At 70.8% G+C, this 21696-nt stretch carries 15 protein-coding genes; 2 read left to right on the top strand and 13 right to left on the bottom strand.

Going from position 1 to position 21696, the window contains the following annotated elements; all coding sequences use genetic code 11:
* Positions 1 to 147 precede the first annotated feature (147 nt).
* Positions 148 to 1422 carry a HAMP domain-containing sensor histidine kinase gene (locus WFQ05_RS07435; RefSeq protein WP_337053312.1) on the bottom strand — a complete coding sequence of 425 codons (1275 nt, stop codon included), beginning with the start codon at positions 1420 to 1422 and terminating at the stop codon, positions 148 to 150.
* Positions 1412 to 2107 carry a response regulator transcription factor gene (locus tag WFQ05_RS07430; RefSeq protein WP_130520729.1) on the bottom strand — a complete coding sequence of 232 codons (696 nt, stop codon included), beginning with the start codon at positions 2105 to 2107 and terminating at the stop codon, positions 1412 to 1414. The genes WFQ05_RS07435 and WFQ05_RS07430 overlap by 11 nt, the downstream gene beginning before the upstream one ends.
* Before the next feature lie 215 nt (positions 2108 to 2322).
* Here WFQ05_RS07430 and WFQ05_RS07425 point away from each other — a divergent pair, with 215 nt between their 5' ends.
* Both WFQ05_RS07425 and WFQ05_RS07420 read left to right on the top strand, forming a co-directional pair.
* Positions 2323 to 3048 carry a phosphatase PAP2 family protein gene (locus WFQ05_RS07425; RefSeq protein WP_337053311.1) on the top strand — a complete coding sequence of 242 codons (726 nt, stop codon included), beginning with the start codon at positions 2323 to 2325 and terminating at the stop codon, positions 3046 to 3048.
* 2 nt (positions 3049 to 3050) lie between these two features.
* A complete protein-coding gene (locus tag WFQ05_RS07420) occupies positions 3051 to 4730 on the top strand; it encodes a phosphoethanolamine--lipid A transferase (protein WP_337053552.1) in 1680 nt (559 codons plus the stop codon).
* A 911-nt stretch (positions 4731 to 5641) separates the two neighbouring features.
* Here the strand turns inward: WFQ05_RS07420 and zapE are convergent.
* The 11 genes from zapE to WFQ05_RS07365 form a co-directional block, all read right to left on the bottom strand.
* A complete protein-coding gene (zapE, locus tag WFQ05_RS07415; protein WP_337053551.1) occupies positions 5642 to 6730 on the bottom strand; it encodes a cell division protein ZapE in 1089 nt (362 codons plus the stop codon).
* A gap of 11 nt (positions 6731 to 6741) precedes the next feature.
* Positions 6742 to 7413, bottom strand: coding sequence for an alpha/beta fold hydrolase (locus WFQ05_RS07410; RefSeq protein ID WP_130524573.1), 672 nt, complete (start codon positions 7411 to 7413; stop codon positions 6742 to 6744).
* Between the two features lie 51 nt (positions 7414 to 7464).
* On the bottom strand, positions 7465 to 11154 hold the full coding sequence (locus WFQ05_RS07405; protein ID WP_337053310.1) for an ABC transporter permease: 3690 nt from the start codon (positions 11152 to 11154) through the stop codon (positions 7465 to 7467).
* Positions 11155 to 11167: 13 nt separating this feature from the next.
* Positions 11168 to 12046 carry an ABC transporter ATP-binding protein gene (locus WFQ05_RS07400; RefSeq protein ID WP_337053309.1) on the bottom strand — a complete coding sequence of 293 codons (879 nt, stop codon included), beginning with the start codon at positions 12044 to 12046 and terminating at the stop codon, positions 11168 to 11170.
* A gap of 181 nt (positions 12047 to 12227) precedes the next feature.
* Positions 12228 to 13157, bottom strand: a complete 930-nt coding sequence (locus tag WFQ05_RS07395) for a nuclear transport factor 2 family protein (RefSeq protein WP_337053308.1) — start codon at positions 13155 to 13157, stop codon at positions 12228 to 12230.
* A gap of 124 nt (positions 13158 to 13281) precedes the next feature.
* Positions 13282 to 13980 carry a hypothetical protein gene (locus WFQ05_RS07390; protein WP_337053307.1) on the bottom strand — a complete coding sequence of 233 codons (699 nt, stop codon included), beginning with the start codon at positions 13978 to 13980 and terminating at the stop codon, positions 13282 to 13284.
* 95 nt (positions 13981 to 14075) lie between these two features.
* Entirely contained in the window at positions 14076 to 14210 is a 135-nt protein-coding gene (locus WFQ05_RS07385) for a hypothetical protein (protein WP_265937031.1), read from the bottom strand.
* A gap of 69 nt (positions 14211 to 14279) precedes the next feature.
* Positions 14280 to 14750, bottom strand: a complete 471-nt coding sequence (locus tag WFQ05_RS07380) for a nuclear transport factor 2 family protein (protein ID WP_165494553.1) — start codon at positions 14748 to 14750, stop codon at positions 14280 to 14282.
* Positions 14751 to 14894: 144 nt separating this feature from the next.
* Positions 14895 to 16430: a DUF6065 family protein gene (locus WFQ05_RS07375; protein ID WP_337053306.1), complete on the bottom strand. Its 1536-nt coding sequence runs from the start codon at positions 16428 to 16430 to the stop codon at positions 14895 to 14897.
* 13 nt (positions 16431 to 16443) lie between these two features.
* Entirely contained in the window at positions 16444 to 20130 is a 3687-nt protein-coding gene (locus WFQ05_RS07370) for an autotransporter domain-containing protein (RefSeq protein WP_337053305.1), read from the bottom strand.
* A 1005-nt stretch (positions 20131 to 21135) separates the two neighbouring features.
* The gene (locus WFQ05_RS07365) at positions 21136 to 21663 is read right to left on the bottom strand and encodes an ECF-type sigma factor (protein ID WP_130531904.1); all 528 of its coding nucleotides are present in this window, start codon (positions 21661 to 21663) and stop codon (positions 21136 to 21138) included.
* Positions 21664 to 21696 lie beyond the last annotated feature (33 nt).

Below are 21696 nucleotides of genomic sequence, written 5' to 3'. Positions count from 1 at the left end.
GCAGGCCGTTGCGCGTCAGCACCGCAGCGCTTGTGGCGGGAGCCGCCATGGCGGCGATGGGGCTTTACCGGGAAGGCCTCATCGCCGCCATGCCGGCTCCCACCAAGCGGACTGACTGGCCACCGCAGCGCCACAGGCGCCGCAGATTCACTCCGCCGCGCAGAAGCGCAGGCGGGCCACGGTGCCGCGGCCGGGATCGGAGTCGATGCGCAGCTGCCAGCCCAGGTGCTCGCACAGGCGCGCGATCAGGTCCAGGCCGATGCCGCCGCCGTCGCGGCCGCCGCCGCGGGCCATGCGGCTGTAGACCGCGCTGATCTCCTCCGGCGACATGCCGTGGCCGGGGTCGCGGATCACCACGGTCGCGCCGGGCTCCAGGCCCACTTCGATGCGGCCGCGGTCGCTGTTCTCCACCGCGTTGCGCAGCAGGTTGCCGATGGCGGCCTGGACGATGGCCAGCGGCGCGTGGATCACGCATTCGGCCATGGGCGCGATCACCAGCTCCAGGTCGCGACCCTCGGTCAGGTGCTGGTGGTCGGCCACCACCTCCGGGATCAGGTCCTGCAGCGCGACCAGGTCGGCGTTGCGGGTCAGCCGCGAGGGATCCTTGGCCAGCACCAGCAGCAGCGAGATCAGCTGCTCGACCTTACGCGCGGTGCGGCGCACGCGCAGCAGCGGCGCGCGCACGGCCGGCGGCAGGTCGGGGTGTTCCAGGGCCAGGTCGTTGGCGCCGGCGATCACCGCCACCGGAGTGCGCAGCTCGTGGCTGGCGCTGTCGATGAAGGCGCGCTCGCGCTCGACGAAGCGCGCGTTGCGCTCCAGGTAGCCGTTGAACGCCTCGCCGATCACGCGCAGCTCCTCGCTGGCGTCGGCCGGCACGTCGATGCGGGCCTGGGTCGCATCCGGACGCAGCCCGGCGATCTGCCGCGCCAGCGCGCTCAGCGGCTGCACCGCCCGGCCCAGCCCCAGCGCCATCAGCAGGCCGAAGATGATGATCGCCACTGCCGCGGTCACCACCGTGGAGAAGGTCACCCAGCCCTCGACGCCTTCGAACCGGGTCAGGTCCAGGGCCAGTGCCAGCCGCCCGAACTCGGTGTCCTCCACCAGCACCACATGCTTGACGTGGTTGATGAAGAAGTCGTCGTGCAGTCCGGGTTTGAGCCGGGCCAGCTTCTTGGGCAGGTTGGCGTCGTGCTGCAGGAAGTACATGTGCTCGGCCGGGTCGTCGATCCAGTTGTAGCCCGGATCGGCCCGCCGGCGTTCGACGAAATGCTGCAGGTCCGAGCGCATCAGCGAGCGCCAGACCTGGCGCTCGGCGTGCTCGTTGACGACCTCCCCGCCGATGACCACCGCGGCGGTGACCACCACCAGGTAGACCAGCGCCCAGCGCAGCAGGCGCGCCCGCAGTGAAGGCCTACGCGCCATCGCGCGCCATGGGCTGGGCGTGCAGGCGGTAGCCCACGCGCGGCAGGGTGTGGATCAGCTTGGTCTCGAACGGCCCGTCCACGCTGCGGCGCAGTTCGTAGATATGCGAGCGCAGCATGTCCCCGTCCGGCGGCTCGTCGCCCCACAACGCCTGCTCCAGGCGCTGGCGCGCCACCGCGCCCGGGCTGGCCTGCATCAGCACCTCCAGCAGCTTGCGGCAGGCCGGGTACAGGTGCAGCGGCCGCCCGGCGCGCTGCACCTCCAGCGTGGCCAGGTCCAGGGTCAGGTCGGCCACCTGCAGCACGCGGCGCCGGTTGCGGCCCTCGGCGCGGGCCAGCAGCGCCTCCAGGCGCACCTCCAGCTCCTGCATGGCGAAGGGCTTGGTCAGGTAGTCGTCGGCGCCGGCGCGGAAGCCGTCGACCTTGTCGGGCAGCTCGTCGCGCGCGGTCAGCATGATCACCGGCACGGTGCTGGCGTGCTCCTCGCGCAGCCGGCGCAGCACCTCGCGCCCGTCCATGCGCGGCAGCATCCAGTCCAGCAGGACGGCGTCGAAGGCCTGGGTGGTGGCCAGGTGCAGGCCGGTGACGCCGTCGGGCGCGGCGTCCAGCGCATGGCCGCGCGGTTCGAAGTAGTCGAACAGATTGGCCACCAGGTTGCGATTGTCTTCGATCACCAGCAGACGCATGGCGAGGGTCCTTGCAGGGGCCGCCGGCAGGAAGGCGGGCGGCGCGGGCGCGCATGGTGCACGGCCGCACGTCGGAAAGCCGTGTGGGCGCGCCGGCCGATTGTCCCATATGCTCCAGCGGCTGAACGCCTATGACGGGAGCGCCAGGTTCCGACATGTCTCCGACATCGCCCGGCACAGCATCGCCACCGCTTCCCTCGTCTCGCGCGCTCTCCATGCAGATGCCTGCCGTTTTCCGCCCGCGCGCGTCGTTGGCCGCACGCTTCCATCCCGATCTGCTGCTGTGGGGCCCGCTGTGTGCGGCGGCCGTGGCCATCGCCCTGCTGCAGGGCGCCGGCGGCGATCTGTGGCTGGCCGACCATGTCTATGCGTGGGAAGGCGGGCGCTGGGCCCTGCAGCACGCCTGGGCGACCGAGACCCTGGTCCACCAGTGGGGCAAGCGCACCGACGTGGTGATCTGGCTGACGCTGGCGGCGCTGCGCATCGTGCTCTCGCGCGAGCCTTCGACCCGCGCCTGGTGGCGGCCGCTGGACTACCTGCTGATCGCCTCGGTGGCCGGCCCGCTGCTGGTGTCGTGGATGAAGTCCTGGACCGACGTGGACTGCCCCTGGGACCTGGCCCGCTACGGCGGCAAGCATGTCTACGTGGAGCTGTTCCAGTCGCGCCCGGCCGGCTATGGCCCGGGCCAGTGCTTCCCGGCCGGCCACGCCAGCGCCGCCTACGGCTGGGTGGCGCTGTTCTTCGGCCTGGGCGCGGTGCAGCCGCGCTGGGGCCGGATCGGGCTGGTCGCCGCGCTCTGCGCGGGCCTGCTGTTCGGGCTGAGCCAGCAGCTGCGCGGGGCGCACTTCGCCTCGCACGACATCGCCGCCGTGGCGGTGTGCTGGACGGCGTCGTGGCTGCTGGCGCGGCTGATGCTGCCGCGCGCGGACGCGCCGGCGTGAGCATGGAGGTGCCGCTGGACACGCGACGCGGCCGCCTGCGCCTGCCGGCCTGGCTGACCCAGCGCCCGCTGCTGTCCAGCGATGCGCTGGTGGTGCTGGCCAGCCTGTACTTCGCCTGCTTCAGCAACGCCCGCTTCTGGTCGGCGGCGATCACCTCGCCCACGCAGCAGTGGCCGATGGCGCTGGCGCTGCTGGTGCTGCTGGTCGGCCTGCACGTGCTGCTGCTGGGCCTGCTGCTGACCCGCCGCACCGCGCAGCCGCTGCTGACGGTGATCGTGCTGGTCACCGCGGCCGCCTCGCACTTCATGGTGAAGTTCGGCCTGTACCTGGACGCGGACATGATCCGCAACGTGCTGGCCACCGACCGGCGCGAGTCCTCCGAGCTGCTCACCCCGTCCCTGCTGCCGCCGCTGCTGCTGGCCCTGATCCCGGTGCTGCTGCTGTGGCGGGTGCGCGTGCGCCAGCGCCCGCTCAAGGTCGCCGTGCTGCGCCGCGGCGCGCTGCTGGGCGGCGCGGCGCTGGCCTGCGTGCTGGCGGCCGTGGCCGCCTACCAGCCGCTGTCGGCGCTGATGCGCAACCAGCACGACCTGCGCTACCTGGCCGCGCCGGGCAACTGGATGATCTCGCTGGCGCGCGTGACCCTGGCCGGTCCGCCCGGCGACAAGAAACCCAAGCAGCCCATCGGCCTGGACGCGGTGCAGCTGCCGCTGCGCCCGGCCGGCGCCAAGCCGCGCCTGCTGGTGCTGGTGGTCGGCGAGACCGCCCGCGCGCAGAACTGGGGCCTCAACGGCTATGCGCGCGACACCACGCCGCAGCTGCGCCAGGCCGGGGTGATCAACTTCCCCAACACCAGCTCCTGCGGCACCGCCACCGAGGTCTCGGTGCCGTGCATGTTCTCGCCCTGGGGCCGGGCCAACTACGACGAGGCCAAGATCCGCGGCCACCAGTCGCTGCTGCACGTGCTGGACCACGCCGGCGTCGGCGTGGTGTGGCGCGACAACCAGGCCGGCTGCAAGGGCGTGTGCGAGGGCCTGCCGTTCCAGTCGGTGACCGAGTCGACCGATCCGGAATTCTGCAACGGCACGCGCTGCTTCGACGGCATCCTGCTCAAGGACCTGGACGGCGCGCTGAAGCTGGCCAAGACCAAGGGCGGCGACCGCGTGCTGGTGCTGCACATGCTGGGCAACCACGGGCCGAGCTACTACGACCGTTATCCGCCCGCCTTCGCCCGCTATGCCCCGGCCTGCCAGCAGGCCGACCTGGGCCGCTGCACGCGCGAGCAGATCGTCAACGCCTACGACAACGCGCTGACCTATACCGACCACGTCCTGGCCAGCGCCATCGCCCAACTGGCCGCGCGCACCGATGTGGACAGCGCGCTGCTGTACGTCTCCGACCACGGCGAGTCGCTGGGCGAGAAGGGCCTTTTCCTGCACGGCGTGCCCTACGCCATCGCCCCGCGCGAGCAGACCCATGTGCCGATGGTGATGTGGTTCGGCGACGGCTTCGCCCGCGACGAGGGGCTGGACGTGCAATGCCTGCGCCAGCACGCCGATGCGCCGGCCAGCCACGACAATCTGTTCTCGTCGGTGCTGGGGCTGATGGACGTCAAGACGTCGGTGTACGACGCGTCGCGGGATCTGTTTGCGCCGTGCAGGAGCAAGTCTGTGGCGAGCAAGTAGCGCACAGCTGTTGCTGTTGCCTCGGCTGTTGCTGTTGCCTCGGCTGTTGCTGTTGCCTCGGCTGTTGCTGTTGCCTCGGCTGTTGCCGTTGCTTCCCTGTCTGAGCCGTAAAGCGAGCCGAGCATCGCAGGAAGACGGGGCCGAAGAGGCGCCCTGTTTGAGCGAAGCGAGTTTGGGCGACGTGCCCCGTCTTCCGAGAAGCGCAGGGGACCGCCGCGAAGCGGCGGCTCGCGTCCCGGCGAGAAGCGGTTTTGGCTACTTTTGACAAGACAAAAGTAGCTCGCGCGGCGAAGCCGTGCGAAAGCTTTGCTTTAGCTTTGCTCTAAGAAGCGCCTGCATGGCGCTCAAGTTTTGCTTGCAAATTTAAAGCAAGACTTGCCAGGAGCTGGCGCCGGGACTTGTAGGACGAAAGCAACGCGCCTGCGGCGCGCCAAGTGCAAAGCTTTCGCGCCTGCGGCGCGACTTCCTTTTGTCTTGTCAAAAGGAAGCAAAACCGCTTCTCGCCGGGACGCACGCCGACGCTACGCGTCGGTCCCCTGCGCTCCTCGCAAAGCAGGGCACGGCGCCCAAACTCGCTTCGCTCAAACAGGGCGCCTCTTCGGCCCTGCTTTGCTGCGGTGCTCGGCGTGCTTTACGGCTCAGACAGGTGAAGCAACCGCAAAGGCAAAAGCCGAAGCAACAGCAACAGCAACAGCAACAGCAACAGCAACAGAAGAGCAGAAGCGGGCGCACTCTTCGCGCTAAGAGCGGGAGCTCAGTGTCCTTAGCGCTGCGCTTGTACGTCCATAGGTTCCCGCGTTCGCGGGAACGACGGTAGGGGGTGTGTTGCCAGCTTGAGCGGCAACAGCCCGCCGGCAGCTGATCTGCTCGACAACAGCACAGCAGCAGCACAGCCGCACGGCACCCAACCCCTACCCGCGATGCGCGGTCCCCAGATACTCCGCACTCTGCATCTCGATCAGCCGCGACGCCGTGCGCTCGAACGCCCCCGCCAGCCGCGTGCCCGCATACAGCGCCACCGGCGCGGCCGCCGCCGTGCAGACCAGCTTGACGTGGCGGTCGTAGACCTCGTCGATCAGGTTGACGAAGCGGCGCGCGGCGTCCTCGTTCATGCGGTCGAAGGTGGGAATGCCGCCCACCAGCAGGGTCTGGAACTCGGTGGCCAGGGCGATGTAGTCGCTGGCCGCGCGCGGGCCTTCGCACAGCTCGGCGAAGTCGAACCAGGCCAGGTCCTGGCTGCGCCCGCGCATGACCAGCGTGCGGCCGTCGATCTGGATCTCATCGCGCTGCGCCGGGGCGCCGGCCAGCTCCTGCCAGCGCCCGGCCAGCCAGGCCTCGCTGTCGGCATCCAGCGGCGCGCGATACACCGGCGAGCGGGTCAGCGCACGCAGCCGGTAGTCCTGCTGGCCTTCGGCGTAGAGCACCACGCAGTGCCGGACCAGCAGGTCGATCGCCGGCAGGAAGCGCTCGCGCTGCAGGCCGTCCTTGTAGAGATTTTCCGGCGCGGTGTTGGAGGTGGTCACCAGGGTCACGCCTTGGGCGAACAGGCGCTCGAGCAGGCGGCCCAGCAGCATCGCATCGCCGATGTCGGTGACGAAGAACTCGTCCAGCACCAGCACGCGCAGGGAATCCTTCCAGTCCTGGGCGATGCGCGCCAGCGGGTCGGCCTGGCCGGCGTGCTCGCGCAGCTTGTCGTGGATATCGCGCATGAAGCGGTGGAAGTGCGTGCGCCGCTTCTGCCGGATCGGCAGGCCTTCGTAGAACAGGTCCACCAGGAAGGTCTTGCCGCGCCCCACCCCGCCCCAGAAGTACAGGCCGCGCACGGCCTGGGGCTTCTTCCAGAACGCCGAGAGCCGGTCCAGGAAGCCGTCCTGCGCCTCGTCGCACAGCTCGGTATGGATGCGGTCCAGCTCGGCCAGGGCCGCGTGCTGGGCCGGATCGTCGCTCCACTGCCCGGCCTGGGCGCCCTGCGCGTACCGCTGCGAGGGCAACAGGTCCACCTGCGGGGCGCTCACGCGCCGGCCGCCGGCAGCCAGCCCTTGACCGCGTGCTGGAGGGCGCCGCGCAGGTCGATCAGCTTGCGGTGGAAGAAGTGGCTGGTGTCGGGCATGCGCACCAGCGTGTGCGGGGCGCGCTCGCCGATCTCGCCCAGCCAGTCGAACACCGCCTGCGGGTCGACGATCTCATCGTCCTCGCCCTGGATCACCAGCCAGTGCGCCGGCGGATGGATCTCCGAGAAATCCCAGCGCCCGGCCGGCGGCGCGATGGAGATCAGCGCCTTGGGCCGCAGCGCGCCGGCGGCCTTCAGCGAGACGTAGGCGCCGAAGCTGAAACCCACCAGCCACAGCGCCGCGCGCGGGCGCATCACCCGCACCCACTCGACCACCGCGGCCAGGTCGTCCTGCTCGCCCTGGCCGTCGTCGAAGCTGCCTTCCGAGGCGCCGACGCCGCGGAAGTTGAAGCGCACCGTCGGCACGCCCAGCTCGCGCAGGGCGCGCGCGGCCATGGTCACGACCTTGTTGTGCAGGCTGCCGCCCTCGGTGGACAGCGGATGGCAGACCACGGCCACGACCGGCAGCTGGGCCGCGTCGGGCGCGGGGAAGTCGACGGCCACCTCCAGCGCGCCGGCCGGGCCGGCCAGCTGCAGGACGGTGTCCTGGGTGGGGAATTCGGGCAGGGACATGCGCCCATGATACCGCCGCGCCGCAGCATGGCCGCGGCACGGCGCTTGCCGCTACTGCAGCGAGACGTCCACCAGGTTGTCCTCGGCGATACGGTCGACCAGCTTGTTGTACGGGTCGATCCCGGCGCGCGTGGGCAGGCGGTCCACGGTGAAGGTGAAGTCGCGCTGGCCCGCGCCCAGGCGCACGCGCTGCACGGCCAGCGGCTTCTCCTTGCCGGCCGCGCCCTCGAACACGCCCACCTCGACCAGATCGTCCATCGGCGCCGGCGTCTCGTTGCCGTCGCCGTCGGCCTGGGCCTTGCCGGCCTGCACCTGCAGGGTCACCTGGTAGCGGCCGTCGGCCAGCTTGCGCGCCGTGGCCGAGCGGGCGCGGTTGTCGTAGAGCACGATCCGTTCGAAGCTGTCCCCGATGAAGGACTGCAGGTCCGCCGGCGCCTGCGCGCGCAGCGCGGCCACGAACTCGCGCGTGTCCGGGTAGCTGCCGTCGCGCCCGCCGGCCGGGTCGGCGTTGGCGTAGCGACGGCGCAGCAGCAGGTCGCGCAGCGCCGCGTTGACCTTGTCCTCGCCCATGTAGTCGGCCAGGGTGTACATCAGCAGGCCGCCCTTGTTGTACCAGACGTAGGGCTCGTTCTGGACCAGCACCAGCGGCCGCTCGCGACGCAGTTCGCGGGTGCGCCCGCGCAGGTAGCTGTCCAGCTCGGTCCGCAGCACCTTGCGCATGTAGTCCGGGCCGTACTGGTGCTTGAGCGCCATCAGCGCCGAATACTCGGCCAGGGTCTCGGACATCATGTTCGAGCCCTCCACGTTGCCGCCGATCAGCTGATGGCCCCACCACTGATGGCCCAGCTCGTGGGTGGTGATGAAGTAGGCGAAGTCCACGTCGTCGTCCTTGCGCCGGCGCTGGATGAAGCCCAGCGCCTCGGAGAACGGCACGGTGTTGGGGAAGGACTGGGCGAAGCTGCGATAGCGCGGATACTCCAGGATGCGGTACTGGCGGAACTGGAACGGGCTGAAGTGCGCCTCGTTGTAGGCCATCCCCGCACGCGAGGACGCCAGCAGGGTGCCGATGTTCCAGGCGTGGCCCGGGTGGTAATAGACCTCCAGGTTGATCGGCCCTTCCTTGCCGGGGTAGACCTCCTTGTGCACCGCATAGCGCCCGGAGACGAAGGCGAAGAAGGCCTGCATGGGCTGCTGGCCCATGCTGTACTCGAAGTACTGGCGGCCGTCCTTGCGCCACTGCTTCTGCAGATAGCCCGGCGCCAGCGCGGTCTGGTCGCCGCTGGTGCCCACCACCGTGTGGAAGCTGATCCAGTCCGCGTTGGGACTGAACAGGTTGACCTTGGACTGCACCGGATCGCCGCGCTTGGCCATCTCCTGCTGCGGGCCCAGGCCCTGCTCGCGGCGGCGGCGCGGATCGTCCAGCTCGTTGCCGGGCTGGTAGCCCAGGATCGGGAAGAACTCCAGGTCGAAGAACGTGCCGTTGTAGGCGAACTTGCCGCCGGCATCGCCGCCGGAGAAGTCGGCGACCTTGCCGTCGGTGAAGCCGGGGCTGTCGTGGCCGACCTTGAAGTGCAGGGTCATCGTCTGGCCCGGCTGCAGCGGCGCGTCCAGTGCGTAGATCACGTACAGCCCGCGCGGCGCGCGGCTGACCAGGTGGGCGGGACGGTCGAAGGACAGCGCGCGCAGCGACTGGTTGATGTCGGTGAAGTGCAGCTGGGTCACCGGCACGCTGCCGCGGTTCTGCAAGGTGTAGGTGCCGGTGGCCTCGAAGGCGCGCCGCTCCGGATAGATCTCCACCGTGGTGTCCACGGCCGTGACCTTGGGCTGCGGCAGGTCCTGGTAGCGCTTGAACCGGCGCTCGTAATCGGCCTGGATGGCGCGCCGGTCCTTGCTGCTGAGGAACTCGTTGAGCACGTGGGTGTTGTAGTAGTACCAGCCGCCGGCCGCGGCGGCCACGCACAGGCAGGCCAGGGTCGCCGGCAGCCAGCCGGACGGGCGCCGCAGCGCCGCGCCGATGCGGCGGCGCAGGCCGGTCTCGGCACCGCGCCGGGCCAGGGCCATGGACAGCACGCCCAGCGCGGCGAAGATCGCCAGCCAGTACAGGATCGACCAGAACAGCGCCGGCACGTAGTGCCCATAGCCGTTCATGTCCGAATAGGTGAAGCCCGGCGTCGCGCCCGGCAGGTACAGCGTGTTCTCCAGGCCGAAGTTGTACAGGATCGGCACGATCACCCACAGGCCGATCACGATGGCGTGGCCCAGGAACTTGTTGGGCACCACCGTCTGCACGAACAGCGCCAGCATCGAGAAGCCCACCAGTTGCGGCAGGACCAGCACGAACAGCTCCTTGAAGTACAGCAGAGGCTCGTAGTGGTAGTAGCCCAGCACCGTCTGCATCAGCACGCCGCCGAGCATGGACAGCAGCAGCATCACGACCTGCGCGGCGGTGAGGGCGAGCAGCTTGGAGGCCGCGTCGGGCAGCGGGCGCAGCGGCAGCGCGTCGAAGATGCCGTCGAAGCGCACGTCGCGCTCGCGCCAGACCAGCTCGCCGGCATACAGCGCGGTGACGATGACCAGGAACAGGTAGGCGTTGCCTTCCACCGATTCGAGCATCAGATAGGTCACCGGCCACACGTCGGTGCCGCTCATGCGCCCGGCGTAGTAGCCGTTGTTGACGATGAAGGCGAACAGCACGCCGCACAGCGCCCAGAACGGCACCGCCTTGAGGATGGCGCGCGTGCGCAGCGACGCCAGCGCGAGGAACTGGCGCCAGCGCGTGGCCGGATCGTGGCGCGGATGCACCTGCGGCAGCCGGGTGGCGATCTGCGTGCGCACCGGCGCGCCCTGCGCCTGTTCCAAGGTGCGCAGCTTGGCCGCGCGGCGCCCCTGCGAACGCGCGCCCAGCGCCTCCACCGACATCGGGAACAGCAGCGCCAGCGCCGCCAGCACCAGCGCGCCGAAGCCGATCCACAGCAGGCGGTTGTAGAGGAACACGCCCGGCGCGTAGCCGCTGGTGGTGTCCATCGGGAACAGCCAGCTGTTGCGTTCCACCACCGACCAGTAGCCGCTGACCACGCGCGCCAGCTGCAGGCCGATGGGGTCCAGGATGCCCGACCAGAAATGCTCGGTGGAACGCGTGGCCGAGAAGGCGGTGAGGCCGATCAGGTACAGCACGAACAGCGCCACGCCCTGCACGTAGACCACGAACAGGCTGCGGGTCAGCGCCGCCACGGCGAAGAACAGCGCGCCGATGAAGAACACCTGCACCACCACGATGGTCAAGAACGGCTGCAGGTACCAGACCAGATGGTTCGGCCCGATGCGCGCATGGTCGGCCCACGGCGCGTAGGTGCCCAGCCAGGCCCCGACCAGCAGGCCGGAGAAGGCGAACAGGGTGACCAGCATCGAGCCCGACCAGCGCCCGCCCAGATACGACAGCCGCGACACCGGCTTGGTGAACAGCAGCTGGAAGGTGTCGCGCTGGAAGTCGCGCAGGATCGAGGTGCCGAAGATCGCGGCCATCACGATCATGCCGAACATGCACGCGCCGAACATGTTGTAGCCCATCGCCCAGGGCCCGTTGAGCATCACCTTGCCGCTCTGGCTGGACACCGGCCCGAAGTTCTCCGAGGCCACGCTCAGGAACGCGAACGCCGCCCACATGAAGAAGTACACGTAGGTGGACGGACTCTTGAAGCGCAGCTTCAGCTCGAAGCGCAGGAACTCGAGGAACTGGTGCATGGCGCCCCCCTGCTCAGGCGCGCCCGGCGGCGAGCCGGGTGAAGTACACGTCCTCCAGGCCGGCACCGGCGGGCACGAAGCCCTCGCCCGGCGCCTGCGCGGCCAGCACGCGCACCTCGTGGCGGCCGCCGACCAGATGGGTGCTGATGAGCGTCATGTCGGCCTCGATGGCGCGCAGCTCCGCGTCGCTGTCCACCAGCTTGGACCACACCTGGCCGTCCAGCGCGCCGATGGCCTCGTTGGGCGCGCCCTCCAGCAGCACCTGGCCGCCGGCGATGATGGCCATGCGCGGGCATAGCTCGCGCACGTCATCGACGATGTGGGTGGACAGGATGACCGTGACGTCGCGGCCGATGCCGGCCAGCAGGTTGAGGAAGCGATTGCGCTCGGCCGGGTCCAGGCCGGCGGTGGGCTCGTCGACGATCACCAGCCGCGGGTTGGCCAGCAGCGCCTGGGCGATGCCGAAGCGCTGCTTCATGCCGCCCGAATAGGTGGCGATGGCCTTCTTGCGCGCGTTCCACAGGTTGGTCTGGTTGAGCAGCGCCTCGATCATCTCGCGCCGCTCGCCCTTGTGGATCACGCCCTTGAGCACGGCCAGGTGCTCGAGCATGTCCAGCGCCGAGACCTTGGGATAGACGCCGAATTCCTGCGGCAGATAGCCCAGCACGCGGCGGATGCGGTCCTTCTCGCGGACCACGTCCACGCCGTCCAGGGTGATGCTGCCGGCGTCCGGATCCTGCAGGGTGGCGATGGTGCGCATCAGCGAACTCTTGCCCGCGCCGTTGGGCCCCAGCAGGCCGAACATGTGGTTGCCGATGGTCAGCGACAGGTCCTTCAGGGCCTGCACACCGTTGGGATAGGTCTTGGACAGTCCTTCGATGACAAGCGCCATGCACGGATCCTTTGAGGACGTACGGGAGAAGGGGGGGATACCAGAACCGATACTGACCGCACCGCGGTCCGCCGCGAATGCCCGGACGTCATCATGACGAAAGATCTAGGCGGCCACGGACAGCCGTCCGACGAACGGCCGCCATGCCCGCATGCGGTCGCGGCGGCAGCGGCGCCGGCGCTCACTTCGGCGCCGGGCTCTCCTTGGTGAGCTGCCCGGCGGCGATGCGCCAGCCCTCGGCGGTCTGGACGGCCACCAGCAGCAGGGCGCGCTCGATACCGGCGATCGGCTGGCCCTGCGCATCGAGGAACTTGACCCGGAAGAAGAGCGTGGCCACGCCCGGCTTGGGGATGCGCACGGTGCTGGGGCCGAACGGCGCGATCGTGGTCTTGCCGGCCCAGGACGCATGCGCGGCGGCCAGATCCTGGACGATGGCCGCGCGCCCCTCGTCGCGCACTTCGGCGATCGGCACCCAGACCGCCTGTTCGGTGAAGAGCCGTTCGAAGCGTTGCGCCTGGTGCGCATTCCAGGCGTCGACGAACGCCGGGACCAGCGCCTCCGGACCGGGCGCCGCGGCCTCGCTGTCCGGGCCCGCGCCGGCGGGCGGTGGCGCGTCGACACCCAGGATCGTTGCCTGGCGCAGCACCAGCACCCAGCGCGCGCCGTCCTGCTTCCAGACATCGGTGAAACGCCTGCGGACCTGCTGGCCGGCGTTTGGCGCATCGCCCTTGGGCACCACGCGCTCCTCACCCATCAGGACCACGGCGTCGTCGAGCCTGCCCGCGTACTCGATGCTGCGCTCATACCGGCTGTAACTGATCAGCCCGTTGCTGTTGCGGCGCCCGACCGCGTCGCGCACGGACACGCCGTTCTGCGGATTGTTGACCACCAGGTCCTTGCCCAGGCCCGCGGCGAAGGCGGCATGGTCGTCGCGGATCAGGGCCGCGTCCATCGCATCGACGGCGGCCAGCGCCGCCGCGATGCGCGGGTCGGCAGCCGCGGCGGTGACGCTGTCGTTGGCGGCCTTCCATTCCGCCGAGGCGGGGGCGCAGCAGGCGATCAGCAGCAATGCCAGGGCGCGGGGAGCGCATGAGGGAAGCGACAGCGTCATGTGCGTTTTCCTTGGGTGTCGTCGGTGGAGGCAGCTTTCAGTCCCGCATGTCCCTGTGCCTGGAGGGGGGCGGCGCGTGGCGTCGGAGGACGCGCACGCCGGGTTGGCAGCCGACGCGTCGAGGTCAGGAAGGCGGCTGGGCCCAGGCCGCGAGCCGCTGCGCGAGCGTGGTCGCGGTGACGGCGTCGGAGAGCGGCCCCATCGCGCACAGCAGCGCACCGCCGATGACGGTCACGACGAAGACGCGCCTGCGGGTAGCCAGGTCGAAGACGAACAGCGCGGCGATCGCGGCCAGCGGCACCAGGCCGATGAGGGCCGGATGGTGGACCATCACCGGGAACGTCAGCGCCGGGTGCTCCACCACGGGGAAGGCCATCCGGAACAGCGCCGGCGGCAGCAGGGCGGCATTGGCGATGAGCATCGCGCGCTTGTGCACGATGCGGTCGTTGCGCCTGTAGACCGCGAGTGCGACGAAGGCGCCGAAGAACAGCAGCTCGATGAGATTGCCGATCAGGAAGGACGCCGGGCTGCCCAGCGCCGGCGGCAGCGCCAGCCCGCGCGCCAGCGTCCCGAACGTGGTGAGGACGCCAAGCACCACCATCGCCCCGGCGATGAGCGCGCCGGCCATGCCGAGCCTGCGGTGGAGCCGCAGCTGCCCGGTCGCCACCAGCGCGGGCTGCACCACCACCAGCACCATCCAGGACGAGAACACGAGCCCATGCGCGTGCACGAGCACGCTGGGCTGATGCGAGAGCGTCGCGCCGCGCAGGAAGTAGCTCGAAGCGAACCCCAGGAAGACGATCGCCAGCATGGCCAGCGACATGACGGTGAAGAACACATCGTCCGCGCGCCTGTGGAGGGCCGGCGCCGGGCGCGACGTCGTGCCCATGCCGGCCGGGCGTGTCGGCGAGGGGCTGCTCATCCTCGCTCCGTCGTGCCTCCGACACCGCTGCGCGCCGGTCCACCGCCCGGGTGGCCCATCGACGCGCCTCGCGCGCCCTTGTCCGCACCGCCCGCACCCGCGATCAGCAGCAACACCAGCAGCAGGGTCATCGTCGATCTCCTGTCAGGACATCCTTGGTCGCTTGGACGTCACGCGCCGCCGGCGCGCGACGCCAGGGCTCAGTAGTGCTTGACCGCCGGGTCGTAGATCGTGGCCTGGCGTGCGATCAGCACCCAGGCGCCGTCGGTGTACTGCCAGACGTTGGTGGCGCGCCGGTGCAGCAGCTGGCCCTTCTCCGGCCCGAAGGTCGGGGTGTAGGTGTCCTCGCCCATCGACACGGCGACGTTGCCGTAGAACTCGGCGCGCTCGAGCTTGAAGGTGTAGCCCTGCTCGTAGTCGAGCATGCCGGCCTTGATCGCGCCGAAGACCTGGTCGCGCGTCAGGACCGAGTTGTCCGGCGAATTGACCAGCAGCTTGGGCGACCAGAGCTTGCTCAGCGCGGCCAGGTCGTGGGCGACGATGGCCCGCCCCACCGCCTCGGCCGCCTGCGGCAGCTGCTGCCTGGCGCGGGCGTCGAGCTCCTGCGCCTGGGCGAACGCGCACGGGACGAACAACGCCAGCAGCAGGGTCAGCTTCAAGGTCCTGGACATGGGAACTCCTTCATGGGTGGATGGAGGGATGCGCGATCTGCGCGAGGGCAGACGGAGCGCGGCGGGGCACGCGGCCGGCCGTGTGTGGGCCGGTCTGCCCTCTGTTACGCCGAACGGCGCGCCGGCCCGCCATCGCCGCGGCGCTCATGGCGGGTTGGGCCAGTGGAAGTCCTCGCGCGTCACCGACACGCTGAAGTCCATCGCCGCGCCCTGGCGCCACCAGCCGAAGGGGACGAACAGCGCATCGCCCGGCTGCAGCAGCACCGCATGCAGTTCCAGCCCGCGCAGCTGCGGCTGGCGTTCGGACAGGTCCGGCGCGGTCAGGTCGCCCAGCGCGCCGGCCTGGGCCAGCGGCTGCAGGCGCGCCGCCTCGCCCGGCGGCGCCAGCCACAGGCGGCGCTGGCCGTGCAGCTGCAGCAGCAGGCGGTTGCAGGGTTCGGGCGCGGCCAGGGTGCCGCTGCCGGCTGCCTCCAGCCACAGCCGGCCCGGGTCGTGACCGCGCAGCAGGCGCATCAGGTGGCCCAGGCGCGGGGCCAGGTCCGGCAGCGTCTCCAGCGCGCCGGTCAGGCGCGGCTGACGGCCGGGCGCGTCCGCGGGCCGCAGCGCCTGCTGCACGAACCGGCCCAGCGTGCTGGCCTGGCCGTGGGCATCGACCAGCGGCGCGTCGCCGTGGGTCGAGACCAGGGCCTGCGGCGCCCAGCGTCCCAGGGCTTCCTCGATCTCCCCGGCCAGCAGCACCGGCCAGTTGGCGGCGTAGTACTCGTCCAGGAACACCCCGGCGGTCAGGCCGCCACGGCGCGGCACGCAGCGGTTGCGCGCCGACAGCGCGCGCAGCCGCTGCAGGCGGACGAGCACCTCGCTCGCGTCCGGCGATGGCGGCAGGGCCGGGCCCGCCGCGCGCCCATGCGGGCAGGCCGCCGCCGGCGCACCTGCCGGCGGCGGCGCGGCGCCCTCGAAGCCCGGCAGACGCAGCTTGCTGCGGTGATCGGCCGCGCCGGGCGCGCCATCGGCATCGGTACCGCGGAAATAGAACTTCTGCCACTTCGCGCCCGGCGCGGCCTGCGGCGTGGCGGCGACCTGCGCCTGGAAGGCATCGCGCGCCTGGCTCCACTGCTCGAAGCGGCGCTTGAGCTCGGGCGCCTCGTCGATCGGCGCGATGCGCGGCACCACCGCGTCGAGCAGGTCGCGCGGCAGCGGGAACAGGAAGGCCAGCGGCTCGTTCTCCTCGAAGCGCACCACGTGCCCGGCGCGGGTGAAGCGCCAGTTCATGGTGAAGGTGTACGGGGCCCAGTCGGTCTCGATGATCCCGCCCAGCGCGGCCACGCCGTCCTTGGCCAGGTTGGGCGATCCGCCCACCCACAGGTTGTGCCCGAGCGAGGTGCGGAACAGCCCGGGCACATGGAAGGTGAAGGTGCCCTGCCCGAACAGCGCCACCGGCGCGTCCTGCGCCGGCGTGCCCGGATCGGCCTGGATGCTCACGTCCTGCGGCAGCGGCCCGCCGTTCCAGTGCGCCTGGAAGCCGCACGGGCTGAGCAGCTCCCAGCCGTGCGCATTGGCGATGCCCAGCGGCAGGCAGCGGTAGGCGAAGCTCTCCGGGCTGGCGTCCATCCAGGCGCGCCGCGGGCTGGCCGCACGCAGCCGCGGCTTCCAGCCCGGATAGACGTAGCAGGTCAGCTCCATCGCGACGCTGGCCTCAGAACGTCGCGCGCAGGCTCAGCGTGCCCTGCTGATCGCTCCAGCCGTCGGCCCATTGCCCGCGCCAGGCCAGCGACAGCGTCCACGGCCCGCGATGCCCGGTCAGCGCCGCGCCGGCTTCGCCGACATCGCGCGCGATGCCATCGCGGTTGCCGTCGAACAGCGTGCCGTCGGCGGCGGTGAGCGCGTAGCGCTGGCCCTGCCCGGCCTGCGCGCGGCGATAGCCCACGTGCAGTTCCGGCGTCCAGCGCACCCCGCTGGCCTGATCGAAGCTGCGCGACAGCCCCAGCGCGGCGTACGGCGACACCAGGGTCTCGCGCCGGGCCTGGCCGCCGACCTTGAACGCGTCGGGCACATCGCCGGTCTCGACGAAGGCCTCGCCGGTCAGGCGCGTGGCCACCACCCCGGCCACCGGCGTCAGCTGCGCCTGGCCGACGTCCAGCGGCAGCGCCAGCTGCAGCGCCGCGGTGGCCGCGTCGGTGCCGCGGCTGGAGAAGGCCAGGCCGATGCCGGTCTGGCGCCAGGCGTGCTCGCGCGCATGGGCATAGCCCAGCATCGCCGACACGCCCAGCGGCCCGATCAACTGCGAGCCGTACACGGCCATGCGCGTGACATCGCTGCGGCCGCGGCTGCCCAGCTGGTCATGCAGCCAGGCGTTGTCCGTGCCGACCGCCAGGCCCAGCCGCGTGCCCTGGCCGAGCGTCCAGTCGGTGCCCACCTGCGTGGCGGTGGAGCGCGCGCCGAAGCCGACCTGATCGCTCGCCCCTTCGACATCCAGATCCTGGTAGCGCAGCTGCACCCAGCCACGCGCCGCCGGGTCGAGGCCGGCATCGCGGTTGAACAAGGTATTGCCGTCGCCCTCGGCCCGCAGGCGCGCCAGCAGGCCCATCGCATCGGCCTGGCTGGACAGCGCCAGCGCGGTGGCCTGGCGACTGAACAGCTCACCATCGTTGGGCGCGATGCGCACCGGCGCGGTGGGAGTCGGTGTCGGGGTCGGGGTCGGGGTCGGTGTCGGTGTCGGGGTCGGTGTCGGTGTTGGAGTGGGCGTGGGGGTTGGTGTTGGTGTTGGTGTTGGTGTTGGGGTGGGAGTCGGCGTCGGCGTCGGCGTGCCCAGCGTCAGGTAGGCATTGTTGGCGTCGTAGCTGACCGAGGTCGGGAAGCCGGCCGGCGGCGTGGTACCGGCCGCATTGGTGACGGTGGCGAAGCCGCCGCTGACGCCGCCGCTGGCGTTGACGAAGCTGCGCGAGACGCTGCCGTAGGTGCCCGGCGCCCAGGCGAAGGCCACCGTGCCGGCCAGCGCGGCCGTGCCGCCGGTGACCTTGAGCTGGTCGATCGCGTCGGGCGTCACGCCGACCACCAGCGTGCCGCTGGCGGCCTGCGCGTAGCGGCCCAGCACGTTCAGGCTGTTGCCCGGCGCGCCGGACTGGCTCAGGTCGAGCAGGCCAGAATTGTTGAACACGAACTGCCCGCTGCTTGCGCCAAGCGTCTGGCCCGCGCCAACGGTCAGGCGCGAGCTGGCGTCGAGGTTGAAGCTGGCGTCGGCCTGGCCGTAGGACGAGGAGAGGGTGAGCCTGTCGCCGGTCAGGACCGCGGCGCTGCCGTTGCTCAGGCTGATCGTGCGCCAGTTGAATCCGAGATTGATGCCCTGGGACGGATCATTGGTGCTGAAGCTGCCGCCTCTGAACTGCAGGCCGTCCAGGCTGAGCGTGCTTTCGCCGAAGTCGTTGCTCAACCGGGTCAGCCCGGCGTAGTCGGCGGCGCTCAGCCCGCTCACGCGGATGTTGCCCGAGCCGATCGCGATGCCGCCGGTCACCGACCCCCCGGTCCAGTTCACCGTGGTGTCCGAACCCATCATGTAGCCGGAGGCGATGTCGCCGCGCACGCTGCCGCCGCGCAGGTTCAGCACGTTGCTGTTGCTGAGCACGACCGCGGCACCGCCCGCGCCGTCGAGGGTGCCGGTGTTGTCGAGCAGGAGCGCGCGCCCGCCGCCTGCGCTGACGCCGCCGACCAGGCTGCCGGCGTTGGTGAGCGTCAGGGTGCCGGGCAGCGATGTGCCCTGGTCGAGGATCGAGAAGGTCCCGACGTTGCTGATGCCGGTGCCGGTGATGCTGCCGCCCTGCGCCACATCGATGCTGGCGTTGCCGCCGTAGGACAGGCGGACGCCACCGCCCCCCTGGACGCTGCCGGCCACGGCGATGCGCAGGCTCGGATCGATGCCGGCCGCGCCGGTGGCATCGCGGTAGCCGCTGCTGAAGTCGATCCCGTAGTTGCGGCCGCTCAGGCTGCCGTCGACCTGCACGACCGCCGTGCGATCGGCGGTGCTGGTCCCGCTGGTGGGCGGCGCCTGTTCCAGGCTCACGGCGCTGCCGTTGGCCGAGCTCAGCGTGCCGGCCAGCTGCAGGCGCGCGGTGCCGTTGAAGTTGCGCACCGACAGCGCATTGCCCTGGCCGCTGATGCTGGCCGCGCCCGTCACTTCGACATCGGCGCCGCCGACGCCGGAGTTCCACACCATCACCGTGTCGGTCACGCCGGTGGGGTTGCTGCTGCCGCGGGTCACCGCGCCGGCGAGCGTGACCGCGGTCCTGCCGGTGGTGCCCTGGTTCCAGGCGTAGACCGCCGTGGCGCCGGGCGTGCTGACATCGCGCAGCTGCAGGATCAGGTCGCGGCCGCTGGCGGCGTTGTGGGCATTGACCGCGGCGTCGGTGCCGAAGGTGGCGGTGCTGCCCGAGCGACTGACCGGCCCGGTGGCGATCACGCTCAGCGAGCCGGTACCGCTGTTGTCCGCATTGATGGCCCGCGCGCCTGCATCCACTCCGGCGGTGCGGATGGTCAGATCGCCCGTGCTCGCACTGCCCAGCGACGCGTTGACGCCGACGCTGGCGGCGCCGTTGCCGGTCACCTGGCCGTCGGCCGTGATCGAGATCCCGCCGCGTGCGGCGTAGGCCTGGATGCCGGTGTAGCCGCTCACCGTCGAGGCGGCGGCGATCACGATGTCGCCATTGGTCGTGGCGGCGTTGATGCCGCGGCCCCCGCCGACGCCGCTGACGGCGCCCTGGGTCGTCACACTGACCGGACCGCCGGCATTGATGGAGACGGCCTCGCCGCCATTGCTGGGCGCCATCGACACCGTGCCGCGGGTGATGAGCGAGACCGGAGCGCTGGGGGCCGACACCAGGATGCCGTAGGCGTAGCTGTAGCCCTGTCCATCGCCGCCGGTCACGCTGCCCAGATCCAGGCTCACCTGTCCGGCATGGCTGGTCTCCAGCGAGAGGCCGAACCCATGCACCGCGGCGATGCTGCCGTTGCTGACCAGCGACAGCGGCACGTCGCCCTGATCCGGGTCGTAGGCGTTGTAGCGGAAGTAGATGCCCGCGCCGCCCCGGATCGAGGACTGAATGGCATCGGTGAAGCTGCCGGCCCCGTTGATCGTCAGTGCGGTGCCGCTGTTGCCGGTGTCCACGCCGAAGCCGGCGGCCGTGCTGGCGGTGGTGACGGTGGGGCTGAAGACGATGGTCTGCCCGCTGGTGTTGGCGCTGGCGGCGCCGTCGCAAATCCAGGTCTGCGGCGTCAGGTCGGTGCGCAGGACGCAGGCGGCCTGGGCGGCCTGTTGGCTGGCCAGCACGGCCAGGATGGAAACGCTCAGTGCGGCATAGCGCGGCACGGCCTTGCGCCGGATCGGGTTCATGTCTGCTCCATGGCGGGACGAGGAAGCCGCCGCCCCGGTACCGGGACGGCGGCGCGGGCCCGCCTCGCACGGACTCGCAGTCCTCTGTTACGCCGCATGGGGGCGGTGGCCGCCACGCGTGGAGCGTTTTTTGTTCTTCTTGTGTTCGATGGGTCGCGGCGTGGGGGCGATCCGTCCTTGCGGAAGGCTGAGAACAGCATCGGACCGACGCTTGTAGAGCGGAGCTCGCTCCGCTGAGGCCTTCCCGATGATCCGGTCGAAAGGCAGCGGAGCAAGCTCCGCTCTACAAGGAGGGCGCGACGTGGTTCGGGGCGACACGCCGGTGCGATGTGTCCTTGCCGAATGCGAAAGGGCAGCATCCGACCGACGCCTGTAGAGCGGAGCTCGCTCCGCTGGGGCTTCCCCGATGATCTGGTCGAAAGGCAGCGGAGCAAGCTCCGCTCTACAAGCAGGGCGCGACGTGGTGCGGGGCGGCACGCCGGTGCGATGTGTCCTTGCCGAACGCGAAAGAGCAGCACCGGACCGACGCCTGTAGAGCGGAGCTCGCTCCGCTGGGGCTTTCCCGATGATCCGGTCGAAAGGCAGCGGAGCAAGCTCCGCTCTACAAGCAGGGCGCGACGTGGTGCGGGGCGGCACGCGGATGCGATGCGTCCTTGCCGAGTGCCAAAGGGCAGCACCCGACCGACGCCTGTAGAGCGGAGCTCGCTCCGCTGGGGCTTTACCCATGATCTGGTCGAAAGACAGCGGAGCAAGCTCCGCTCTACAAGGAGGGCGCGACATGGTCCGGGGCGGTACGCGGATGCGATGCGTCCTTGCCGAATGCCAAAGGGCAGCATCGGACCGACGCCTGTAGAGCGGAGCTCGCTCCGCTGGGGCTTTCCCCATGATCTGGTCGAAAGGCGGCGGAGCAAGCTCCGCTCTACAAGGAGGGCGCGGCGTGGTCGACTGCGGCGAAGAACCAAGGCTCTGACGGAGCGCTGGACGGGCCCCGTCCGGGCGCCTGGCTCAGGTGCCCAGCGCTTCGTACAGCAAGGCCTTGGCGATGGCCCAGTCGCGCTGCACGGTGCGCTCGGAAACGCCCAGGGCCAGGGCGGTCTCGGCGTCGGAATAGCCGGCGAAGTAGCGGCATTCGACGAGGCGCGCCAGGCGCGGCTGCTGGCGCTCCAGTTCGGCCAGGGCCTCGTCGAGGGCGACGATGCGCTCGTCGCTCTCGGCCAGCACCTCGACGGTGTCGATGTCCAGCAGCGCGCGGCCCGGGTCGCGCTTGTGGCGCAGGCGCGCGCGGGCGTGGCTCACCAGCACCTGGCGCATGGCCAGGGCGGCGGTGTTGAGGAAATGGGCCTGGCCTTCGAAGACGCCGTGGCGGCTCAGCTTGAGGTAGGCCTCGTGCACCAGCGCGGTGGTCTCCAGCGTGGCCGCGCGCGGGAAGGCCCGGCCGCGCTCGCGACGGGCCAGGCGCTTGAGGTCGGCATAGAACATGCGCGCCAGATCATCGACCAGGGACGCATCTGGCTGGGGGGGGACGGAAGCCATGGCGGCTAGATTCTGCCCCACGCCGCGCGCGCC

Origin of the sequence: Pseudoxanthomonas sp. USHLN014 (assembly GCF_037153335.1) — a bacterium.
Taxonomy (GTDB): Bacteria; Pseudomonadota; Gammaproteobacteria; order Xanthomonadales; family Xanthomonadaceae; genus Pseudoxanthomonas_A; species Pseudoxanthomonas_A winnipegensis.
This window is presented reverse-complemented; position numbering and strand designations above follow the sequence as displayed.

Bases quoted from the DNA above. Each gene is read 5' to 3' on its own strand.
- WFQ05_RS07435 (WP_337053312.1), bottom strand. From the start codon at position 1,422: ATGGCGCGTAGGCCTTCACTGCGGGCGCGCCTGCTGCGCTGGGCGCTG.
- WFQ05_RS07430 (WP_130520729.1), bottom strand. From the start codon at position 2,107: ATGCGTCTGCTGGTGATCGAAGACAATCGCAACCTGGTGGCCAATCTG.
- WFQ05_RS07425 (WP_337053311.1), top strand. From the start codon at position 2,323: ATGCAGATGCCTGCCGTTTTCCGCCCGCGCGCGTCGTTGGCCGCACGC.
- WFQ05_RS07420 (WP_337053552.1), top strand. From the start codon at position 3,051: ATGGAGGTGCCGCTGGACACGCGACGCGGCCGCCTGCGCCTGCCGGCC.
- WFQ05_RS07410 (WP_130524573.1), bottom strand. From the start codon at position 7,413: ATGTCCCTGCCCGAATTCCCCACCCAGGACACCGTCCTGCAGCTGGCC.
- WFQ05_RS07405 (WP_337053310.1), bottom strand. From the start codon at position 11,154: ATGCACCAGTTCCTCGAGTTCCTGCGCTTCGAGCTGAAGCTGCGCTTC.
- WFQ05_RS07400 (WP_337053309.1), bottom strand. From the start codon at position 12,046: ATGGCGCTTGTCATCGAAGGACTGTCCAAGACCTATCCCAACGGTGTG.
- WFQ05_RS07395 (WP_337053308.1), bottom strand. From the start codon at position 13,157: ATGACGCTGTCGCTTCCCTCATGCGCTCCCCGCGCCCTGGCATTGCTG.
- WFQ05_RS07390 (WP_337053307.1), bottom strand. From the start codon at position 13,980: ATGTCGCTGGCCATGCTGGCGATCGTCTTCCTGGGGTTCGCTTCGAGC.
- WFQ05_RS07385 (WP_265937031.1), bottom strand. From the start codon at position 14,210: ATGACCCTGCTGCTGGTGTTGCTGCTGATCGCGGGTGCGGGCGGTGCG.
- WFQ05_RS07380 (WP_165494553.1), bottom strand. From the start codon at position 14,750: ATGTCCAGGACCTTGAAGCTGACCCTGCTGCTGGCGTTGTTCGTCCCG.
- WFQ05_RS07375 (WP_337053306.1), bottom strand. From the start codon at position 16,430: ATGGAGCTGACCTGCTACGTCTATCCGGGCTGGAAGCCGCGGCTGCGT.
- WFQ05_RS07370 (WP_337053305.1), bottom strand. From the start codon at position 20,130: ATGAACCCGATCCGGCGCAAGGCCGTGCCGCGCTATGCCGCACTGAGC.
- WFQ05_RS07365 (WP_130531904.1), bottom strand. From the start codon at position 21,663: ATGGCTTCCGTCCCCCCCCAGCCAGATGCGTCCCTGGTCGATGATCTG.